Below are 16,281 nucleotides of genomic sequence, written 5' to 3'. Positions count from 1 at the left end.
CGGCTTGGGATCCGGACCTTGTCGGGAGATGCTGTGTCGGGCGGCAATCTTGTGCTTGCGATCGATCCGGCTTCGGCCTAAGTCACCGGCAACCCCCCGGAGACGTTTATGGCAGGCATATCCCAACACGGCAAAGCGTTCATTCGTCCGCAGGCGAAGGCGCATCTGCTTATCGTCGAGGCGCGTTTCCACGACGACCTCGCCGACGCGCTGCTCGAAGGCGCGACCAGCGCGCTGGACGAGGCCGGCGCCACTTATGACGTCGTGACTGTTCCTGGCTCGCTCGAAATTCCGGCCGTCATCACCTTCGCGCTGGACGGTGCCGGCGAGGGCGGCGTACACTATGACGGCTTCGTCGCGCTCGGCACCATCATCCGTGGCGACACCTATCATTTCGACATCGTCGCCAATGAATCGAGCCGTGCGCTGATGGATCTTTCCGTGCAGGAAGCGGTCGCGATCGGCAACGGCATCCTGACCACCGAAAACGATGCGCAGGCCTGGACGCGGGCCAAGCGCACCGAAGGCGACAAGGGCGGCTTTGCCGCCCGCGCGGCGCTGACCATGATCGCGCTCAAAGAGAAATTCGGAGCCCAATCGTGAGCGATCCTGCCCAGACCGGTGCGGCGCGCCACGCCAACAAGCGCGGTGCCGCCCGTCTTGCCGCCGTCCAGGCGCTCTATCAGATGGACGTGGCCGGCAGCGGTGTTTTCGAGATCACCGCCGAATACGAGGCCTTCCGCCTCGGCAAGGAAGTCGACGGCGCGCTCTATCGCGAGGCCGACGCGCAATGGTTCCGCGCCATCCTGACCGGCGTCGTCGAGAACCAGAAGACCATCGATCCGATCATCCGCCAGGCGCTGACCGACGACTGGCCGCTGTCGCGGCTGGACTCGACGCTGCGCGCCATCCTGCGCGCCGGCGTCTATGAGCTGATGAAGCGCGAGGACGTGCCGGTGGCCGTGATCGTGTCGGAATATGTCGACATCGCCAAGGCCTTCTACGAGGAAGACGAGCCGAAGCTGGTCAATGCCCTGCTCGACCGTGTCTCGCGCCGGGTACGTGGCGAGGGTCGCGGCAAGGACGCATCGTGACCGCCACGGCAGTCGTCGCTGACGCCGGCAGGGAAGCGCGCCGCACGGCAGTGCTCCTCGCGGCCGCGCAGGCGATCGTCGGTTCCGCCGCGCCGATCGCCATTTCGATCGGCGCGCTTGCCGGCCAATACCTGCTCGGCCAAGACAAATCTCTGGCGACGGCGCCGGTCACCGGCTTCAACCTCGGCGTTGCGCTCGGCGCCCTGCCGGCGGCCGCCATCATCCGCCGGCTCGGCCATCGCGGCGGCTTCATGATCGGCACCATCGTCACTGCCCTCGGTGGGCTGATCGCGACGCTCGCGCTCTTTCAGGCGAGCTTCTGGCTGTTCGCCTTTGGCCTGGGCGTGATCGGTGTCGGCGGCGCCTTCGTGCAGCAGTTCCGCTTCGCCGCCGCCGACAACGCGCCGCCGCAATTCAAGGCGCGCGCCATCTCCTTCGTGCTGGCTGGCGGCATCGTCACCGCCATCCTCGGGCCTCAGATCGTCATCTACACCGGCCACCTTCTGGCGCCGGTGATGTTTGCCGGATCCTTCGCCTCCATCCTGGTGCTGGCCGCCATAGGCGCGATTATCCTTTCCTTCCTGCATACGTCCAGGCGGACGAGCAGCGCCGCCGAAGCCGCCGCAAGCGACGCACGTCCGCTGGTCGAGATCGCCACCCAACCGCGTTTCGTCGCGGCGCTGTTCTGTGCCGTAGGCAGCTATGCGCTCATGAGCTTCGTCATGACCGGCGCGCCGCTCGCCATGGTCGGCTGCGGTCTTTCGACCGACGATGCCACGCTTGGCATCTCCTGGCACGTTATGGCGATGTTCGGGCCGAGCTTCTTCACCGGTTCGCTGATCCACCGCTTCGGCGCCGAGCGCATCGTCGCTATTGGGTTGGTGCTGCTCATCGCCTGCGCAGTGGTGGCGCTCTCAGGCCTTGCGCTATGGCAGTTCTGGACCGCGCTGATCCTGCTCGGCCTCGGCTGGAATTTCGGTTTCATCGGCGCGACCGCCATGGTCGCCGCGAGCTACCATCCATCCGAAAAAGGCAAGGTGCAGGGCTTCCATGACTTCGTCCTGTTCGGCTCCGTCGCCTTCGCCTCGCTGATGTCGGGCGCGGTCTACAATGCCTGGGGCTGGACCATGCTGAACTGGATCGTGTTCCCGGTCGTTGTGCTCTGCTTCCTGGCGCTCGGCACCCTGAAGCTGCCGGGCTTGCGCCGCGCCAACTGACATTGCGCCGTTTGCCGGTGCGCAATCGATCTAAATGCACGGCGGCCCCTGCCGGTGAGTCGCGGCGTTCGTCTTTCCGGCGAAAGCCGGGCAAAAACCGAACAATATCTTGACGTTCCCAGCCCTGTTTCGCATACACCTTAGCCAAGGGGTGGATTCCGCGTGCGGCGTTCATCTCCGTCCCAACGGCCCAGGGAGGGGTTCTTCTGGGCCATCAATCGAGGAAAATTCGGCAATGACCATCATTACCGCCGTCATCGCCTGCGGCTTGCTGTCAGTCCTGTACGCCATCTGGGCGACACGATCGGTCCTGGCGTCCGATCAGGGCAACCAGCGCATGCAGGAAATCTCCGCCGCCATTCGCGAAGGTGCTCAAGCCTATCTGGCGCGCCAGTACACCACCATCGCCGTCGTCGGCATCGTCGTGCTTCTTCTCGCCTGGTGGCTGCTCTCCATCACGTCCGCGATCGGCTTCCTGATCGGCGCGGTGCTTTCGGGCGCTGCCGGCTTCATCGGCATGCATGTCTCGGTGCGCGCCAATGTCCGCACCGCGCAGGCTGCTTCCAACAGCCTCGCCGCCGGCCTCGACATCGCCTTCAAGTCGGGCGCCATCACCGGCCTGCTGGTGGCGGGCCTGGCGCTGCTCGGCGTCTCCATCTACTACCTCATCCTGACCGGCCCGATGGGCCTGCAGCCAAACGACCGCATCGTCATCGACGCGCTGGTCTCGCTCGGCTTCGGGGCCTCGCTGATCTCGATCTTCGCCCGTCTCGGCGGCGGCATCTTCACCAAGGGCGCCGACGTCGGCGGCGACCTCGTCGGCAAGGTGGAAGCCGGCATTCCGGAGGACGATCCGCGCAACCCGGCCACCATCGCCGACAACGTCGGCGACAATGTCGGCGACTGCGCCGGCATGGCCGCCGACCTGTTCGAGACCTATGCGGTGACGGTCGTCGCCACCATGGTTCTGGCCGCAATCTTCTTCGGCGGCACGGCGGTGCTGGGCGCCGCCATGCTCTATCCGCTCGCCATTTGCGGCGCCTGCATCCTGACCTCGATCGTCGGCACCTTCTTCGTCAAGCTCGGTTCCAACGGCTCGATCATGGGCGCGCTCTACAAGGGCCTGATCGTCACCGGCCTGCTGTCGATCGTCGGCCTGGCCGTCGCCACTTCGGCGACGCTCGGTTGGGGTGAGGTCGGCACCGTCGCCGGCATCGTCATCACCGGCAAGAACCTGTTCATCTGCGGCCTGATCGGTCTTCTGGTGACCGGCCTCATCGTGGTGATCACCGAATACTACACCGGCACCAACAAGCGCCCGGTGAATTCGATCGCCCAGGCCTCGGTGACCGGCCACGGCACCAACGTCATCCAGGGCCTCGCGGTCTCCTTGGAATCGACGGCGCTGCCGGCCATCGTCATCGTCGGCGGCATCATCGCCACCTACCAGCTTGGCGGCCTGTTCGGAACGGCGATCGCCGTCACCACCATGCTCGGGCTCGCCGGCATGATCGTGGCGCTCGACGCCTTCGGCCCGGTCACCGACAATGCCGGCGGCATCGCCGAAATGTCGGGCCTGCCCAAGGAAGTGCGCCACTCCACCGACGCGCTCGACGCGGTCGGCAACACCACCAAGGCCGTGACCAAGGGCTATGCCATCGGCTCCGCCGGCCTCGGCGCGCTGGTGTTGTTCGCGGCCTATTCGAACGACCTCAGGTTCTTTGCCGCCAATGGCGACAAGTACCCGTACTTCCAGGGCATGGGCGAGATCTCCTTCGACCTCTCCAACCCGTATGTCGTTGCCGGCCTGATCTTCGGCGGCCTCATTCCGTATCTGTTCGGCGGCATCGCCATGACCGCTGTCGGCCGCGCGGCGGGCTCGATCGTCGAGGAAGTGCGCAAGCAGTTCCGCGAGGACAAGGGCATCATGGCCGGGACCTCGAAACCGAACTACGCGCGCGCCGTCGACCTGCTGACCCGGGCAGCGATCCGGGAAATGATCATACCGTCGCTGCTGCCGGTGCTGGCGCCGCTCGTCGTCTATTTCGGCGTGCTCCTGATCTCGGGCTCGAAGGCCTCGGCCTTCGCGGCCCTTGGCGCCTCGCTGCTCGGCGTCATCGTCAACGGCCTCTTCGTCGCCGTCTCGATGACCTCCGGCGGCGGCGCCTGGGACAACGCCAAGAAGTCGTTCGAGGACGGCTTTACCGACAAGAATGGCGTCAAGCACCTGAAGGGCTCCGAGGCGCATAAGGCCTCGGTCACCGGCGACACCGTCGGCGATCCCTACAAGGACACCGCCGGCCCGGCGGTCAATCCGGCGATCAAGATCACCAATATCGTGGCGCTGCTGCTCCTGGCCGTGCTCGCGCACGGCTGAGCCACATTCTTTCTGCACCAAGTGACCCGCGGGAGCGATCCCGCGGGTTTTGTTTACGGCCAAGCCGTTTCGGCGAAACAAAAAACCCGCCGAAGCGGATTCGGCGGGTCTTGGTCCGTGGACGTCGCTGACAGCGAACTCAGGGGGTGCCGCCGCCCGGGATCCCGGGCGCCAGCTTGCTGGCGCCGTTGATGATCTGGCTGAGGAAGTTCTGGTCCTTGCCGCCCGTCGGCGTCGTCCTCGAGATGAAGTCGAAGACCTTGCCGTCCTTCAGGCCGTAATTGGCGATCTGGGTGACGCGGCCGTCGGCGCCGAAATAGACCGCCAGCACGTGCTGGTCGACGATGCGCGGGTTGTCGAAGGCGACGTAGCGCTTGCGCGTCTGCGAGATATAATAGAACGCCTCGTTGTCGAAGGTCGCCGTCGTCGACGGCGTGCCCAGCGCAAGAAGAACCTGCTCGCGACTCGATCCGACCGGCACCGAGTCGATCGCCGCCTGGTCGATGACGTAGCCTTTCGTCAGCGTCTCGCTCGGACGCAGATCACCGAACATCTTGGACGAATTGCAGGCGGAAAGCGCGGATACCGCCACCAGCAGAGTGGCCACGCCCGCCCGCACAGGCATGAAAAACGACTTGAATTTCAGCGCACCCAACAACAATTCTCCATCACATCCCCGCAGCTTGCGCTGGGCCGCAAAACCGGTAAACCAGCTTGCATGCCGATGCAACAAGGCCAAATCAAACAAAAGGTCCCCGGGAGACCACCCTCAATGTTCCAGCGCCTTTTTGGTCGCGAACGTCACGCCAACCGCGCCATCACCGAGGCGCTCTACGCACAAATCGTGGCGGCGGCGCGGCAAACGGTGTTTTATTCCGACTGGAATGTGCCGGATACGCCGCTCGGCCGCTTCGAGATGCTGTCGCTCCATATGTACCTGATCCAGCACCGGCTGCGCGGCGAGGGCGGGGCTGCGGCCGAGATCGCTCAGGTGCTGATTGACGAGTTCTTCCTCGATGTCGACCATTCGCTGAGGGAACTCGGCATCAGCGATGTCGGCGTGCCGAAGCGCATGAAGAAGCTGGCAAAGATGTTCTATGGGCGCACTGCGGCCTACGACGAAGCCTTGCGGGACGACGACGGCGCGGCGCTTGCCGTGGCGCTCGCCCGCAATGTCAGGCCCGATGCCGGCGAATGGCCTGAGGCGTCGCTGCTGGCGAATTATGTTAGCGCGGCGACCGGGCAGCTTGCCGCTCAGCCGACCGAATCGATCATGGCCGGCGCCGTCGCGTTCCAGGCCGCCGGAGCCACCTGAAGGAGGCGAGAATGAAGCACGCCGAACCGCAGAGCCCCGTATCCTTTGTCGCCAATGTCGCCCGCCTGCCGCAAAAGGGTTTGCCGGTTGCAATCGAGGCCGACGAAAGGCAGCGCACTGCGCTTGCCGCCGAACATGACCTGCTTTCCGTCGAAAGCTACCGCGCCGAGCTCTTGGTGGCGTCCTGGAAACGCAACGGCGTCAAGGTCAGCGGCCGCGTCGAAGCCGACATCACCCAGGCCTGCATCGTCACACTCGATCCGGTTGCGGCTCACATCGACGAGCCCGTCGAGGCGCTGTTCTTGCCGGAGCAGTCGAAACTCGGACGCGAAGGCTTCGACGGCGGCGGCGAGATCGTTCTCGACGCCGACGGACCCGACAGCCCGGAAACTTTTTCCGGCGACACTATCGATGTCGGGGCGCTCGCCGAGCAATTTTTCGGCCTGGCGATCGACCCTTATCCGCGCAAGCCCGGCGCCTCGCTCGAGGGCGCGGGTGACGATCAGCCCGAGGAAAGCGAATTCCAGAAAAAGCTGCGCTCGCTGCTCGGAAAATCCTGAAGGCGGCCTGGATTTTGGAAAAGTTGGTTGTGCGGCAGCCCAAAACCGCTATTTTCGCCGAACCTTCGCGAGCCCCCTTACCTCGGCAGGCGCCCGCCGCTAGCCAGGCAAACCGTGAGAAAAACACCGCGTGATCAGGATTTCCATCGATGCCATGGGCGGGGATCACGGACCAGGCGTCGTCATCCCCGCGCTGATGACGGTCGCCATCCGCCGCCCTGACATCCGTTTCGTCATCTATGGCCGCGAGGACGCTGTGCGTCCCGAACTGGCCAAGTTTCCCAAGCTCGCCGAGGTGAGCGAGTTCGTCCATTGCGAGATCGCTGTCAGGATGGACGACAAGCCGAGCCAGGCGCTGCGCCACGGCCGCTGGAAATCGTCGATGTGGAAAGCGGTCGAGGCGGTGAAGAACGGCGCCGCGCAGGCCTGCATCTCGGCCGGCAACACCGGCGCGTTGATGGCGATGTCGAAATTCTGCCTGCGCACCATGGCCACCATCGACCGCCCGGCGATCGCGGCGCTTTGGCCGACGACGCGCGGCGAGAGCGTGGTGCTCGATGTCGGCGCCACCATCGGTGCGGATGCGCATCAGCTCGTCGATTTCGCCATCTTGGGCACCGGAATGGCGCGCTCGGTGTTCGGTATCGAGCGGCCGAGCGTCGGCCTGCTCAATGTCGGCGTCGAGGAGATCAAGGGCCAGGAGGAAGTCAAGGAGGCCGGGGGCATGCTGCGCGAGGCCAACATGGCCTCGATGAACTATCGCGGCTTCGTCGAGGGCGACGACATCGGCAAGGGAACGGTCGACGTGGTCGTCACCGAGGGCTTTGCCGGCAACATAGCGCTCAAGACGGCCGAGGGCACGGCAAGGCAGATCGCGGGCTATTTGCGGGCCGCCATGAGCCGCACGCTGATGGCCAGGATCGGCTACGTGTTTGCCAAAGGTGCCTTCGACCGGCTGCGCGAAAAGATGGATGTCGGCCGCTCCAATGGCGGCGTCTTTCTGGGCCTGAACGGCATTGTGGTGAAGAGCCATGGCGGTGCCGATTCGGATGGCTTTGCCGCGGCGATCGAGCTCGGCTACGACATGGTGCGCAACAATCTGCTTGACCGGATCGAGGCCGATCTCGATCTGTTCCATGCGCGCAATCCGACTGCCCAGGCAAACAGGAAATCCGGCGTCGCCGTCGAGGCCGAGGAATAGGAACGAACCTTGATCAGATCAGTTGTGCGCGGCAACGGTGCCGCGCTGCCCCGCCGCATCATGAAGAATGCCGATTTCGAAGGCATGGTCGAGACCTCCGACGAGTGGATCGTCCAGCGCACCGGCATTCGCCAGCGCCACGTCGCGGCCGATGACGAGACGACGGCCTCGCTGGGCGAGGCGGCGGCGCGCGCCGCGCTCGACAGCGCCGGCCTGACGCCAGCGGATATCGACCTGATCGTGCTGGCGACCTCGACGCCCAATAACACGTTCCCGGCGACGGCTGTCGAAATCCAGAACCGCCTCGGCATGCATCACGGCTTCGCCTTCGACATGCAGGCCGTGTGTTCCGGCTTCGTCTATGCGGTCGCCACCGCCGATCTCTATATCCGCGGCGGGCTGGCAAAACGCGTCCTGGTGATCGGCTCCGAAACCTTCTCGCGCATCCTCGACTGGAGCGACCGCTCGACCTGCGTGCTGTTTGGCGATGGCGCCGGCGCCGTGGTGCTCGAAGCGGCGAAAGGGGCTGGCAACATCGCCGATCGCGGCGTGCTGGCCGCCAGCCTGCGTTCGGATGGCGTCCACAAGGAAAAACTCTTCGTCGACGGCGGCCCGTCCACCACGGGAACGGTCGGCCATCTCAGGATGGAAGGCCGCGAGGTCTTCAAGCACGCGGTCGGCATGATCACCGACGTGATCGAGGCCACTTTCGCCGAGGCCGGCATCACGGCGGAAGACCTCGACTGGTTCGTGCCGCATCAGGCCAATAAACGGATCATTGACGCTTCCGCCAAGAAGCTCGGGATAGCCGAAGAGAAAGTCGTGGTCACCGTCGATTTGCACGGTAATACCTCGGCTGCCTCCGTGCCGCTCGCTTTGTCGGTGGCCGTCGCCGACGGCCGCATCAAGAAGGGCGACCTTGTTCTGCTTGAGGCGATGGGCGGGGGTTTTACCTGGGGCGCGGTGTTGCTGCGCTGGTAAGTGCCGAGCGCGTGGGTTCGGTCCTTGACCTTGCCGGATCAATTACTTACGCTCTGCCGCTGCCTGTATCGATTTATGTTTTTGAGCTGATGGGACGGTCGCATGGGGGGAAAGACACTGACGCGTGCCGACCTAGCCGAAGCCGTTTACCGCAAGGTTGGTTTGTCGCGAACTGAATCGGCCGAGCTGGTCGAGGCCGTCCTGGATGAGATTTGCGAAGCCATCGTTCGCGGCGAGACGGTGAAGCTGTCTTCCTTCGCGACTTTCCATGTCCGCTCCAAGAATGAGCGCATCGGCCGCAATCCCAAAACCGGCGAAGAAGTGCCGATCCTGCCGCGCCGCGTGATGACCTTCAAATCCTCGAACGTGCTGAAGAACCGCATCTTGCGTTCGCACCAGAACAGCAAGGCCAAGGGCGTCAAGTAACCCTCGAATGCCGGTTGAAAACCGCGGCCCCTTTGACGCCGGGCTTGAATATCGCTTCATAAACCGCTGAAATAAGGTGCGATTCGGATCAACTCCGGATTGCGGTCCAGCGTGAGGATTCGCCCATGGACAAGAGCCCCGATGCTTTCCGTACCATCAGCGAGGTTGCGGAAGATCTCGACCTGCCGCAGCACGTGCTGCGTTTCTGGGAAACCCGTTTCAACCAGATCAAGCCGATGAAGCGTGGTGGCGGCCGCCGTTACTACCGGCCGCAGGATGTCGAACTGATCAAGGGCATCCGGCACATGCTTTATGATCAGGGCTATACGATCAAAGGCGTGCAGAAGCTGTTGCGCGAGAACGGCAACCATTTCCTGGTCGCGATCGGCAATGGCGACATGGCAGCCGTCGAGGCGATCGCGCAGCGCCGCCAGGCCGAGCAAGTGCCGCTGACCGCGGCTGCCCAGCCGCGCGGCGACGAGGATGCGCTGGTCGGTCAGCCCAAGGTGAAGCCCAGCCGCCGTTTCTTCGGCCTTGGCAAGGGAGACGACGAAGGTCCCGTGCAGCCGGACTCCTCGAAATTGTCGCGCGACAACCGGGCCTTGCTGCAGGAGGCGCTCTTCGACCTTCTGGAGTGCAAGCGCCTGCTCGACCAGGTGCGTTGAGCTTCGGTTGCCGCTCCCGCGGCTTGGACGGCCGGCGTCCCTGACAGCCGGAACTGCTGTCGCATCCATGCGTTAGCCCTTCTGTGCAAGAGAAGGACATCAGGCATGGCGTGGTTTTCGACCCTTTCCGATCTCGATCTGGACAGGCAGGTCGCGGCGCTCTCGCGTCAACTTGACGATGTCAGGAAAGCCTTGGCCAAACGCGGCGACACCTATTACGAGGACGGCCGCGAGGCGGCGTCCGATTATTATTCGCAGCTCGCCGACCGCTTTCACGAAGCGCTGCCGGCAATCAGGCGCCGGGGCAGGGCGCTCGAGCACACTGCGCGCGAGCATCCGGCCACCGTGGCCGCCGTCGGACTGGTCGTGGTCGGCCTGCTTGCCGGCCTTCTGATCAGCCGGCGCTGACTCCGGGCTGCGAAACAGAAATGGCGACCGTTCGCGCCGGCCGCCATTCCGTCAGCACGAGAGCCCCAACCGGATGAAATCGGGATGGAGTGGGCTTCGGCTTCGATCAGTTCGCGAGCTTGATCCGGCTCTTAGGATCGACCTTCATGACCTGGCTGCATTTGCCGTAGACGGTGCCGTTCTTATCGGTGGCGTCGGTGTAGGTGCCCTTACAGTCGAGCTGCAGCACCAGACAGGAGCCGGAGCCTTTGCAGACCGCGCCGCCGTCGCCGGTCGGATGCGTGCCGGCAAAGGCCGGCGCGGAAACCGAGCCGAAAGCCGAGACGACGAAGGCGGCGGCGAGCGAGATACGCTTGAAGTTGGTCATTTGAGCATTTCCTTCCATTGGTTGCTGGGAGCGCTTTCTGGCGTCCCGGTCGGGTTGAGGAACGCCTTGGTGGCGTCCATGACGCTTGGTGCGCGCCTCCAATGGAAAGGTTCATGGCCCGCGCGATTTTTGTCGCCTGGCGAGCATTGCTGTGAAGGTGTCAGGGTTCAGGGATTACCGTAGGTGCCGGATCTGCCAGCAGCGCTAAGCGCTCGTTGGGCAGTGGCGACTTGATGCGGCAAGAGGTCGGGACCGCTTGACAAGCGATCGAACCCGGCTGCGCTCATCAGGGGACAGCGGGTGCTCAAAGGAGAGGCTTGTCCCACGAAGCGAAAAATTCCGATGGGAAGACTTGCGCGACCATACAATGAAGGCCTGTCTTCCCATCGGCATGTGGGAAGGATCAGGCCTTCTTCTCAACCACCTTCTTATGGTGGTGATGATGGTGGTGGTGGTGATGGTGGTGCCGGCGATGATGCTTGTGGTGGTGGTGCTTTACCACCGGGGCCGCATCGGCGCTGGTCGTGCCGAGGATCGGCATGGTGAATGCCAGGGCCAGAGCCAGCCCGAGCGCGGAGAGGAGGGACTTCTTCATGATTTCGTTTCCTTTTACGCGGGCGTTCCGGAGTTCACCGGACCAAATCGGTGACCCAAGCCCCGCGATCGGCACTATCCTCCTGGATTTTTTCGACACTTTTTCCGGACTGTAGATTTTTGTTTCTGGATTGTTTCTGGCGAACCACGATCGCGCCGCGCGCCCTTGCGGGCGCGCATGGACGGCTCGACATCATGCTTTTCGAGCCTGATGCGTCAGCTGCGCGCCTCACATCGGCGGCGCCACGCCATGATTGCCGACCACCACCCGGCGCGAAACGAGCTTGCCGCCGCTGCCGCGCTCGGCGCTGACGAACACGGTCATGCCTGGCTTGAGATCCGCAGGCGCAGCGGGCGCGAATTTCACGATCGGCGTCGATTGCGGGATGGCGATCTCTTTCTTCTGGCCATTGCTGTAGGTCAGCGTCACGGTCCTGCCGTTGACCTCGGTCACGTCGGCGACAGTGCCGTTGGTCATTCGGCTGTTGGGCTGCAAATCCCAATCGCGGTCGCCTTCTCCGGTTCCCTTTAACGCCGCCGGGAAGATCACGACTTCCAGCGCGCCGCTGCCGCCGTCGGCCTTGGACACCGATGCGATGCCGAGGAAATCGCCCTGTTTGATATCGGCGGCCGACGCCTTGGCGACACCGGAGATCATCCAGTCGGGGGAAAGGGTGATCGTATCGGTCTTGCCGTCGCGGGCTTTCACCTTCAGCGTCGTACCGGCGAGGTCGACCACCGTGCCGCGCAAGCGCACGGTGTCCGCCTGAGCGGCGCCCGCAAAGCCTGAGATCATGCCGAGTACGATAGCGAATAGCTTCAGTTTCATGGAATCCGATCCTCTTCAAAGGGGCTGGCGTCGCCCGCCTTCCGGCAAGCGACGAGAGCTAACGAATCGGAGTGGGCAAAATGCCGGCGGGTGCGGCCTTCGGCGCTTCAAAAGATCTTGATTGGGCTTCGCGCCACCTTACATGTCGGTGGCCTGCGTCCTCGGCTCCCAGCCGATGACCACGGTCACGATGGCGTGACGGCCAAAACGGCCTCTTGGCAAATCATCCGTTAACGGCCATTCTCCCGCCCGTCTCAGGCAACGCCACATTTCATCTGTGTTGTTTCATCCCAAGGAGTTGCCATGCCCAACACCGCAAGAAACGCTGTTTCCAACAACATCATTGCCGCGTCCGGCCTCAATCCGCTGAAAGCCGTCCGCGAAACGAGGGGATATACGATTGAGGAGCTTTCCTTGACCTGCGGCCTGGCCGTGGGCGAGATCGTCGACATCGAGGACGGCAAGGATGCCGACCCCGCCAAACTCAGGCGTATCGCTTCCGCGCTGCAAGTGCCGGAAGAGGAATTGATCATGATGCCGACCGAAGAGAATCGGCCCACACAGCAATAGAGACGCCGAAGCGTCCGCGAAAAAAGCCCGCCATGGCCCGCCCTGGCGGGCTTTTTGCGCCTTCCACAGATGGTCCCCTGGCCCTTGCCAACTGCCAGCGCGCCATGCGGCAATCCCGGCCGCTGCCACGATTCGGCGGCATCGAGTGGCCAACATGCCTGATTGAGGTTTCGCTCATGAGCTTGGAATCGGTCCGCGCCTTCTTTGCCGAACACGCTCCCGACATCGAGGTGCTGGTCACCGAAGCGAGCTCGGCGACCGTGGCACTGGCGGCCGACGCCCATGGCGTGCTGCCGGCGCAGATCGCCAAGACCATCTGCCTGCGCGTCGGCGAGGAGACCATGCTGGTCGTGACCAGCGGCACTGCCAGGCTCGACAACCGCAAATGCAAGGACACGCTCGGCGGCAAGCCGCGCATGCTCGACGGCGAACAGGTGCTTGCCGCGACCAGCCACCCGCCGGGCGGCGTCTGCCCCTTCGGTCTGCCGGCGCCGCTGCCGGTCTTTTGCGATGTGACGCTGCGGGCCTTCGACGAGGTCGTTCCCGCCGCCGGCGCCACCAACGCGGCGGTGCGGATTACGCCGCAGCGGATGGCCGAACTTGTCGACGCCAAATGGGTCGACGTGTGCCAGTAGGGATTGGAGAGGACTTCTGGGGGACAAGTCTCAGGCTTGAAAAATGGTCGGAGTGGCCGGATTCGAACCGACGACCCCTTGACCCCCAGTCAAGTGCGCTACCGGGCTGCGCTACACTCCGGACCGGGTGGCGATGTATCGTGATAACCCCGTGCGGGTCAACCGAATTCGGCGGCTAATTCGCCGATGACAGTGCCGCAGCAGGGAGGGCGCGCGCCAACCGCGATTCCTTCTGGTGCCGGTATTCCAGCGCGATCGCGCCCCAGATCAGCCCGAGCAGCAGATAGAGATGGCGCCAGTGGTCGATGTCGATGAAGGTGCCGAGCCCGATATTGCCGAGATAGGCGACATAGGCGCAAAGCAGATAGGGCTGCCAGGGACGAGCGCGCAGGAGGATGCGGAACCCGGCGCAGATCGTCCACAGGGTTAGGGTCAGGAACGAGACGAAGCCCAGCCAGCCATAGTCCATCAGCGCCTTCAGCCAGATGTCGTGCGTGTCCTCGCCGTAGATCGTGCCGAAGACCAGCGGGCCGATGCCGAACGGGTGTTCCAGTGCCAGCTGGAAGCCGATCGTATAGCGTGCGAAGCGGCCGAGGCGCGCGGTATCGTAGCTTTGCTCGAGATGCGCGCGCTGGGTGAACATGTCCGACACGCCGGGCAGCTGCAGGATGACGAGGATGGCGATGATCAGCAGCGCGAGCGCGGCGATCGTCATCACCACGACCCGCAGGCGGAACATGCCGCTGGCGCTCTGCAGGAAGAGGCAAGCGGTGAGCAGCACCGCCGAAACCGCGAACATGCCCCAGGCGCCGCGCGAGAAGGAGAAGAAGATGCCGGCGGTGATGATCAATAGCGGCACCGCCAGAAGCGGCATGCGCGATACAGGGCCGGTCAAGAGCAGATAAAGCAGGTAGGTGCCGGGCAGCACCAGGAACGGACCGAACACGTTCGGGTCCTGAAAGGCGCCGGCGGCGCGGTCGTATTTTGTGAACATCTCCGCGCCCGGAAAGGCATGGAAGTAGCCGGCTATTCCCAGCAGCGAGGTCGCCACAGCCGAGACCACATAGGCGATGAAGATCAGCCGGTAGAGGTCAGGCTGGACCGATGTCACCGAGGCGAAGAAGACCGCGCTGAAGGCGAGAAACAGCGAGACCGCCAGATAGAGCGGCGTGTTGGCGAGGTCCGCCATCTGCGTCATCGCGATCATGCCGCCGATGTTCATCGCCACCAACAGCACCAGCAGCGGCAATATCGCTCGCGATATTCTGAGGCCGAACAGCGCCCAGACGGCGATCAGTCCGGCCATGTAGAGCTCGTAGGGCGCCGGCTCGCTGATGACGAAGCCGGAAAGCAGAATGCCGACGACGATAGCGGCCGACGAGATCAGCGCGATCAGCTTGGCGTTGACCGCCTGCGGCGGCAACTGGTTGACCGCCTGAGGCGGCAACTTGCTGACCGCGTCCGCCGGCAACTCCTGCGCGAGCGCGCTCAATAGGCGTTTTCCGTGTTGAGCAGGCGGACGGGCGTCAGGAACAGGATGCGCAGGTCGAACAGCATCGACCAGTTCTCGATGTAGTAGAGATCGTATTCGGTGCGCATGCGGATCTTTTCATTGGTGTCCATCTCGCCGCGCCAGCCGTTGATCTGCGCCCAGCCGGTGACACCCGGCTTGACCTTGTGGCGGGCGAAATAGCCGTCGACCACCTCGTTATAGAGCAGGTTGTGCGACTGGGCGGCGATCGCATGAGGGCGCGGCCCGACCAGCGACAGCGAGCCGAACAGCGAGTTGAAGAACTGCGGCAGCTCGTCGATCGAGGTCTTGCGGATGAAGCGGCCGACGCGGGTGACGCGCGGGTCGTTCTTGGTCACCGTCTGCTTGGCGGTCGGGTCCGACCTGTCGATATACATCGACCGGAACTTGTAGACCTCGATGACCTCGTTGTTGAAGCCGTGGCGCTTCTGCTTGAACAGCACCGGCCCCTTGCTGTCGAGCTTGATGGCGATCGCGGTGGCGAGCATCACTGGCGAGAAGACGAGGATGCCGACAAGCGAGAAGATGATGTCGAAGCTGCGCTTGGCGACAGAGTCCCAGTCGTTGATCGGCTTGTCGAAGATGTCGAGCATCGGCACCGAGCCGATGTAGGAATAGGCGCGCGGGCGGAACTGCAGCGCGTTGGAATGCGCCGAGAGCCGGATGTCGACCGGCAGAACCCAGAGCTTCTTCAAAAGCTGCAGCACGCGCGATTCCGCCGTCAGCGGCAGCGAGACGATCAGCATGTCGATGCGGGCGATGCGGGCGAACTCGATCAGCTCGGAAATGGTGCCGAGCTTCGGATAGCCCGCGACGATCGGCGGCGAGCGCTTGTCGCCGCGATCGTCGAAGATGCCGCAGATGCGAATATCGTTATAGGGCTGCTTCTCGACCGAGCGGATCAGCATTTCGGCCGACTTGCCGCCGCCGACGATGAGCGCGCGGCGCTCCATGCGCCCATCGCGCGCCCAGCGCCTGATCAGCCTGGACATCACCAGTCTGAGCCCGAAGATCAGCACGAAGCCGACCACGAACCAACTGCCGAACAGAAGACGCGAATAGTCCTCCGAAGCCTTCATGGCGAAGGCCGTGAGAGCCATCAGCGCGAAGGTGCCAGCCCAGACGAGGAGCACGCGGCCGAAATTGGCGAGGGGGCGCATCAGCGCCGCGATCTGGTAGCTGTCGCTGACGTCAAGCAGCACCACCGCCAGGAACGAAGCTGCCGCGATCGTCAGCGGATATTGCCAGGCGAGATAGTTGAAGAACCCGACATAGTAGAAATAAAGGCACATGCCTGACAGGAAGAGCACGGCGAATTCGACCATGCGCAGCACGCCGCTGACCATGATCGGCGACATCGTATCGCGCCGGTACTGCGAGGCGACCTGTCGCGCCACGTCATTGATGCCGGGCACTTGAGCTTCGGCCGGGCCGTCGAATTTGCGCACCGCCTCCATCGAAAAGCGGTGCGTGGGGTCGATCTCGTTCATGGGGATTGTCCGCGAGCTTCG

19 protein-coding genes and 1 tRNA gene are annotated in these 16,281 nt (G+C 63.9%); 13 read left to right on the top strand and 7 right to left on the bottom strand.

Annotation, left to right across the window (positions count from 1 at the left end; all coding sequences use genetic code 11):
* The first annotated feature begins 108 nt into the window (after nt 1-108).
* From ribH to EJ078_RS01245, 4 genes are all read left to right on the top strand, one after another.
* Entirely contained in the window at nt 109-603 is a 495-nt protein-coding gene (gene ribH, locus EJ078_RS01260) for a 6,7-dimethyl-8-ribityllumazine synthase (protein ID WP_067000738.1), read from the top strand.
* Nucleotides 600-1,094, top strand: coding sequence for a transcription antitermination factor NusB (gene nusB / locus EJ078_RS01255; protein WP_067000741.1), 495 nt, complete (start codon nt 600-602; stop codon nt 1,092-1,094). Before ribH ends, nusB begins: the two co-directional genes overlap by 4 nt.
* Nucleotides 1,091-2,311, top strand: a complete 1,221-nt coding sequence (locus tag EJ078_RS01250) for an MFS transporter (RefSeq protein WP_127403916.1) — start codon at nt 1,091-1,093, stop codon at nt 2,309-2,311. The genes nusB and EJ078_RS01250 overlap by 4 nt, the downstream gene beginning before the upstream one ends.
* Before the next feature lie 235 nt (nt 2,312-2,546).
* Entirely contained in the window at nt 2,547-4,688 is a 2,142-nt protein-coding gene (locus tag EJ078_RS01245) for a sodium-translocating pyrophosphatase (RefSeq protein WP_067330052.1), read from the top strand.
* 139 nt (nt 4,689-4,827) lie between these two features.
* Here EJ078_RS01245 and EJ078_RS01240 read toward each other — a convergent pair whose 3' ends face one another.
* Entirely contained in the window at nt 4,828-5,343 is a 516-nt protein-coding gene (locus EJ078_RS01240; protein ID WP_067000750.1) for an outer membrane protein assembly factor BamE, read from the bottom strand.
* A gap of 117 nt (nt 5,344-5,460) precedes the next feature.
* Between EJ078_RS01240 and EJ078_RS01235 the strand changes: the two genes are divergently transcribed.
* The 7 genes from EJ078_RS01235 to EJ078_RS01205 all read left to right on the top strand — a co-directional run bounded on the left by EJ078_RS01235 (nt 5,461) and on the right by EJ078_RS01205 (nt 10,244).
* Nucleotides 5,461-6,003 carry a ubiquinol-cytochrome C chaperone family protein gene (locus EJ078_RS01235; RefSeq protein ID WP_127217045.1) on the top strand — a complete coding sequence of 181 codons (543 nt, stop codon included), beginning with the start codon at nt 5,461-5,463 and terminating at the stop codon, nt 6,001-6,003.
* An 11-nt stretch (nt 6,004-6,014) separates the two neighbouring features.
* Entirely contained in the window at nt 6,015-6,563 is a 549-nt protein-coding gene (locus EJ078_RS01230; RefSeq protein ID WP_067000755.1) for a DUF177 domain-containing protein, read from the top strand.
* Nucleotides 6,564-6,693: 130 nt separating this feature from the next.
* On the top strand, nt 6,694-7,764 hold the full coding sequence (gene plsX / locus EJ078_RS01225; RefSeq protein WP_127403915.1) for a phosphate acyltransferase PlsX: 1,071 nt from the start codon (nt 6,694-6,696) through the stop codon (nt 7,762-7,764).
* A gap of 9 nt (nt 7,765-7,773) precedes the next feature.
* A complete protein-coding gene (locus tag EJ078_RS01220) occupies nt 7,774-8,745 on the top strand; it encodes a beta-ketoacyl-ACP synthase III (RefSeq protein ID WP_095778646.1) in 972 nt (323 codons plus the stop codon).
* 102 nt (nt 8,746-8,847) lie between these two features.
* Nucleotides 8,848-9,171, top strand: coding sequence for an integration host factor subunit alpha (locus tag EJ078_RS01215; protein ID WP_067000778.1), 324 nt, complete (start codon nt 8,848-8,850; stop codon nt 9,169-9,171).
* A gap of 125 nt (nt 9,172-9,296) precedes the next feature.
* The gene (locus tag EJ078_RS01210; protein ID WP_067000781.1) at nt 9,297-9,836 is read left to right on the top strand and encodes a MerR family transcriptional regulator; all 540 of its coding nucleotides are present in this window, start codon (nt 9,297-9,299) and stop codon (nt 9,834-9,836) included.
* A gap of 105 nt (nt 9,837-9,941) precedes the next feature.
* Nucleotides 9,942-10,244 (top strand): DUF883 family protein, encoded by a 303-nt coding sequence (locus tag EJ078_RS01205; protein WP_095778647.1) that lies wholly within the window; start codon nt 9,942-9,944, stop codon nt 10,242-10,244.
* A gap of 106 nt (nt 10,245-10,350) precedes the next feature.
* Here the strand turns inward: EJ078_RS01205 and EJ078_RS01200 are convergent, their stop codons facing one another.
* The 3 genes from EJ078_RS01200 to EJ078_RS01190 form a co-directional block, all read right to left on the bottom strand.
* Nucleotides 10,351-10,611: a hypothetical protein gene (locus EJ078_RS01200; protein ID WP_067000787.1), complete on the bottom strand. Its 261-nt coding sequence runs from the start codon at nt 10,609-10,611 to the stop codon at nt 10,351-10,353.
* Between the two features lie 403 nt (nt 10,612-11,014).
* Nucleotides 11,015-11,206: a hypothetical protein gene (locus EJ078_RS01195; protein WP_082954114.1), complete on the bottom strand. Its 192-nt coding sequence runs from the start codon at nt 11,204-11,206 to the stop codon at nt 11,015-11,017.
* Between the two features lie 228 nt (nt 11,207-11,434).
* Nucleotides 11,435-12,034, bottom strand: coding sequence for a hypothetical protein (locus EJ078_RS01190; RefSeq protein WP_067330070.1), 600 nt, complete (start codon nt 12,032-12,034; stop codon nt 11,435-11,437).
* A gap of 303 nt (nt 12,035-12,337) precedes the next feature.
* Here EJ078_RS01190 and EJ078_RS01185 point away from each other — a divergent pair, with 303 nt between their 5' ends.
* On the top strand, nt 12,338-12,604 hold the full coding sequence (locus EJ078_RS01185; protein WP_067330074.1) for a helix-turn-helix transcriptional regulator: 267 nt from the start codon (nt 12,338-12,340) through the stop codon (nt 12,602-12,604).
* A gap of 176 nt (nt 12,605-12,780) precedes the next feature.
* Nucleotides 12,781-13,239, top strand: a complete 459-nt coding sequence (locus tag EJ078_RS01180) for a YbaK/EbsC family protein (protein ID WP_127403914.1) — start codon at nt 12,781-12,783, stop codon at nt 13,237-13,239.
* A gap of 44 nt (nt 13,240-13,283) precedes the next feature.
* On the opposite strand, the gene EJ078_RS01175 is transcribed toward EJ078_RS01180, so the two are convergent.
* From EJ078_RS01175 to EJ078_RS01165, 3 genes are all read right to left on the bottom strand, one after another.
* Nucleotides 13,284-13,360, bottom strand: a tRNA-Pro gene (locus tag EJ078_RS01175).
* Nucleotides 13,361-13,414: 54 nt separating this feature from the next.
* Entirely contained in the window at nt 13,415-14,662 is a 1,248-nt protein-coding gene (locus EJ078_RS01170; RefSeq protein WP_127216722.1) for an O-antigen ligase family protein, read from the bottom strand.
* A gap of 65 nt (nt 14,663-14,727) precedes the next feature.
* Nucleotides 14,728-16,260, bottom strand: a complete 1,533-nt coding sequence (locus tag EJ078_RS01165; RefSeq protein ID WP_127216721.1) for an undecaprenyl-phosphate glucose phosphotransferase — start codon at nt 16,258-16,260, stop codon at nt 14,728-14,730.
* Between the last annotated feature and the right edge of the window lie 21 nt (nt 16,261-16,281).

Source organism: Mesorhizobium sp. M1A.F.Ca.IN.022.06.1.1, from assembly GCF_003952605.1.
In the GTDB taxonomy this organism is placed as follows: domain Bacteria; phylum Pseudomonadota; class Alphaproteobacteria; order Rhizobiales; family Rhizobiaceae; genus Mesorhizobium.
Note: the sequence above shows the minus strand (reverse complement) of the source record. Positions and strands in the feature narration are given on the sequence as shown.

What these genes read in the sequence shown, in the direction of transcription:
- EJ078_RS01230 (WP_067000755.1), top strand. Translation starts at nt 6,015, where the DNA reads ATGAAGCACGCCGAACCGCAGAGCCCCGTATCCTTTGTCGCCAATGTC.
- ribH (WP_067000738.1), top strand. Translation starts at nt 109, where the DNA reads ATGGCAGGCATATCCCAACACGGCAAAGCGTTCATTCGTCCGCAGGCG.
- EJ078_RS01215 (WP_067000778.1), top strand. Translation starts at nt 8,848, where the DNA reads ATGGGGGGAAAGACACTGACGCGTGCCGACCTAGCCGAAGCCGTTTAC.
- EJ078_RS01200 (WP_067000787.1), bottom strand. Translation starts at nt 10,611, where the DNA reads ATGACCAACTTCAAGCGTATCTCGCTCGCCGCCGCCTTCGTCGTCTCG.
- EJ078_RS01205 (WP_095778647.1), top strand. Translation starts at nt 9,942, where the DNA reads ATGGCGTGGTTTTCGACCCTTTCCGATCTCGATCTGGACAGGCAGGTC.
- EJ078_RS01245 (WP_067330052.1), top strand. Translation starts at nt 2,547, where the DNA reads ATGACCATCATTACCGCCGTCATCGCCTGCGGCTTGCTGTCAGTCCTG.
- EJ078_RS01180 (WP_127403914.1), top strand. Translation starts at nt 12,781, where the DNA reads ATGAGCTTGGAATCGGTCCGCGCCTTCTTTGCCGAACACGCTCCCGAC.
- EJ078_RS01210 (WP_067000781.1), top strand. Translation starts at nt 9,297, where the DNA reads ATGGACAAGAGCCCCGATGCTTTCCGTACCATCAGCGAGGTTGCGGAA.
- EJ078_RS01235 (WP_127217045.1), top strand. Translation starts at nt 5,461, where the DNA reads ATGTTCCAGCGCCTTTTTGGTCGCGAACGTCACGCCAACCGCGCCATC.
- EJ078_RS01195 (WP_082954114.1), bottom strand. Translation starts at nt 11,206, where the DNA reads ATGAAGAAGTCCCTCCTCTCCGCGCTCGGGCTGGCTCTGGCCCTGGCA.
- EJ078_RS01185 (WP_067330074.1), top strand. Translation starts at nt 12,338, where the DNA reads ATGCCCAACACCGCAAGAAACGCTGTTTCCAACAACATCATTGCCGCG.
- EJ078_RS01165 (WP_127216721.1), bottom strand. Translation starts at nt 16,260, where the DNA reads ATGAACGAGATCGACCCCACGCACCGCTTTTCGATGGAGGCGGTGCGC.
- EJ078_RS01190 (WP_067330070.1), bottom strand. Translation starts at nt 12,034, where the DNA reads ATGAAACTGAAGCTATTCGCTATCGTACTCGGCATGATCTCAGGCTTT.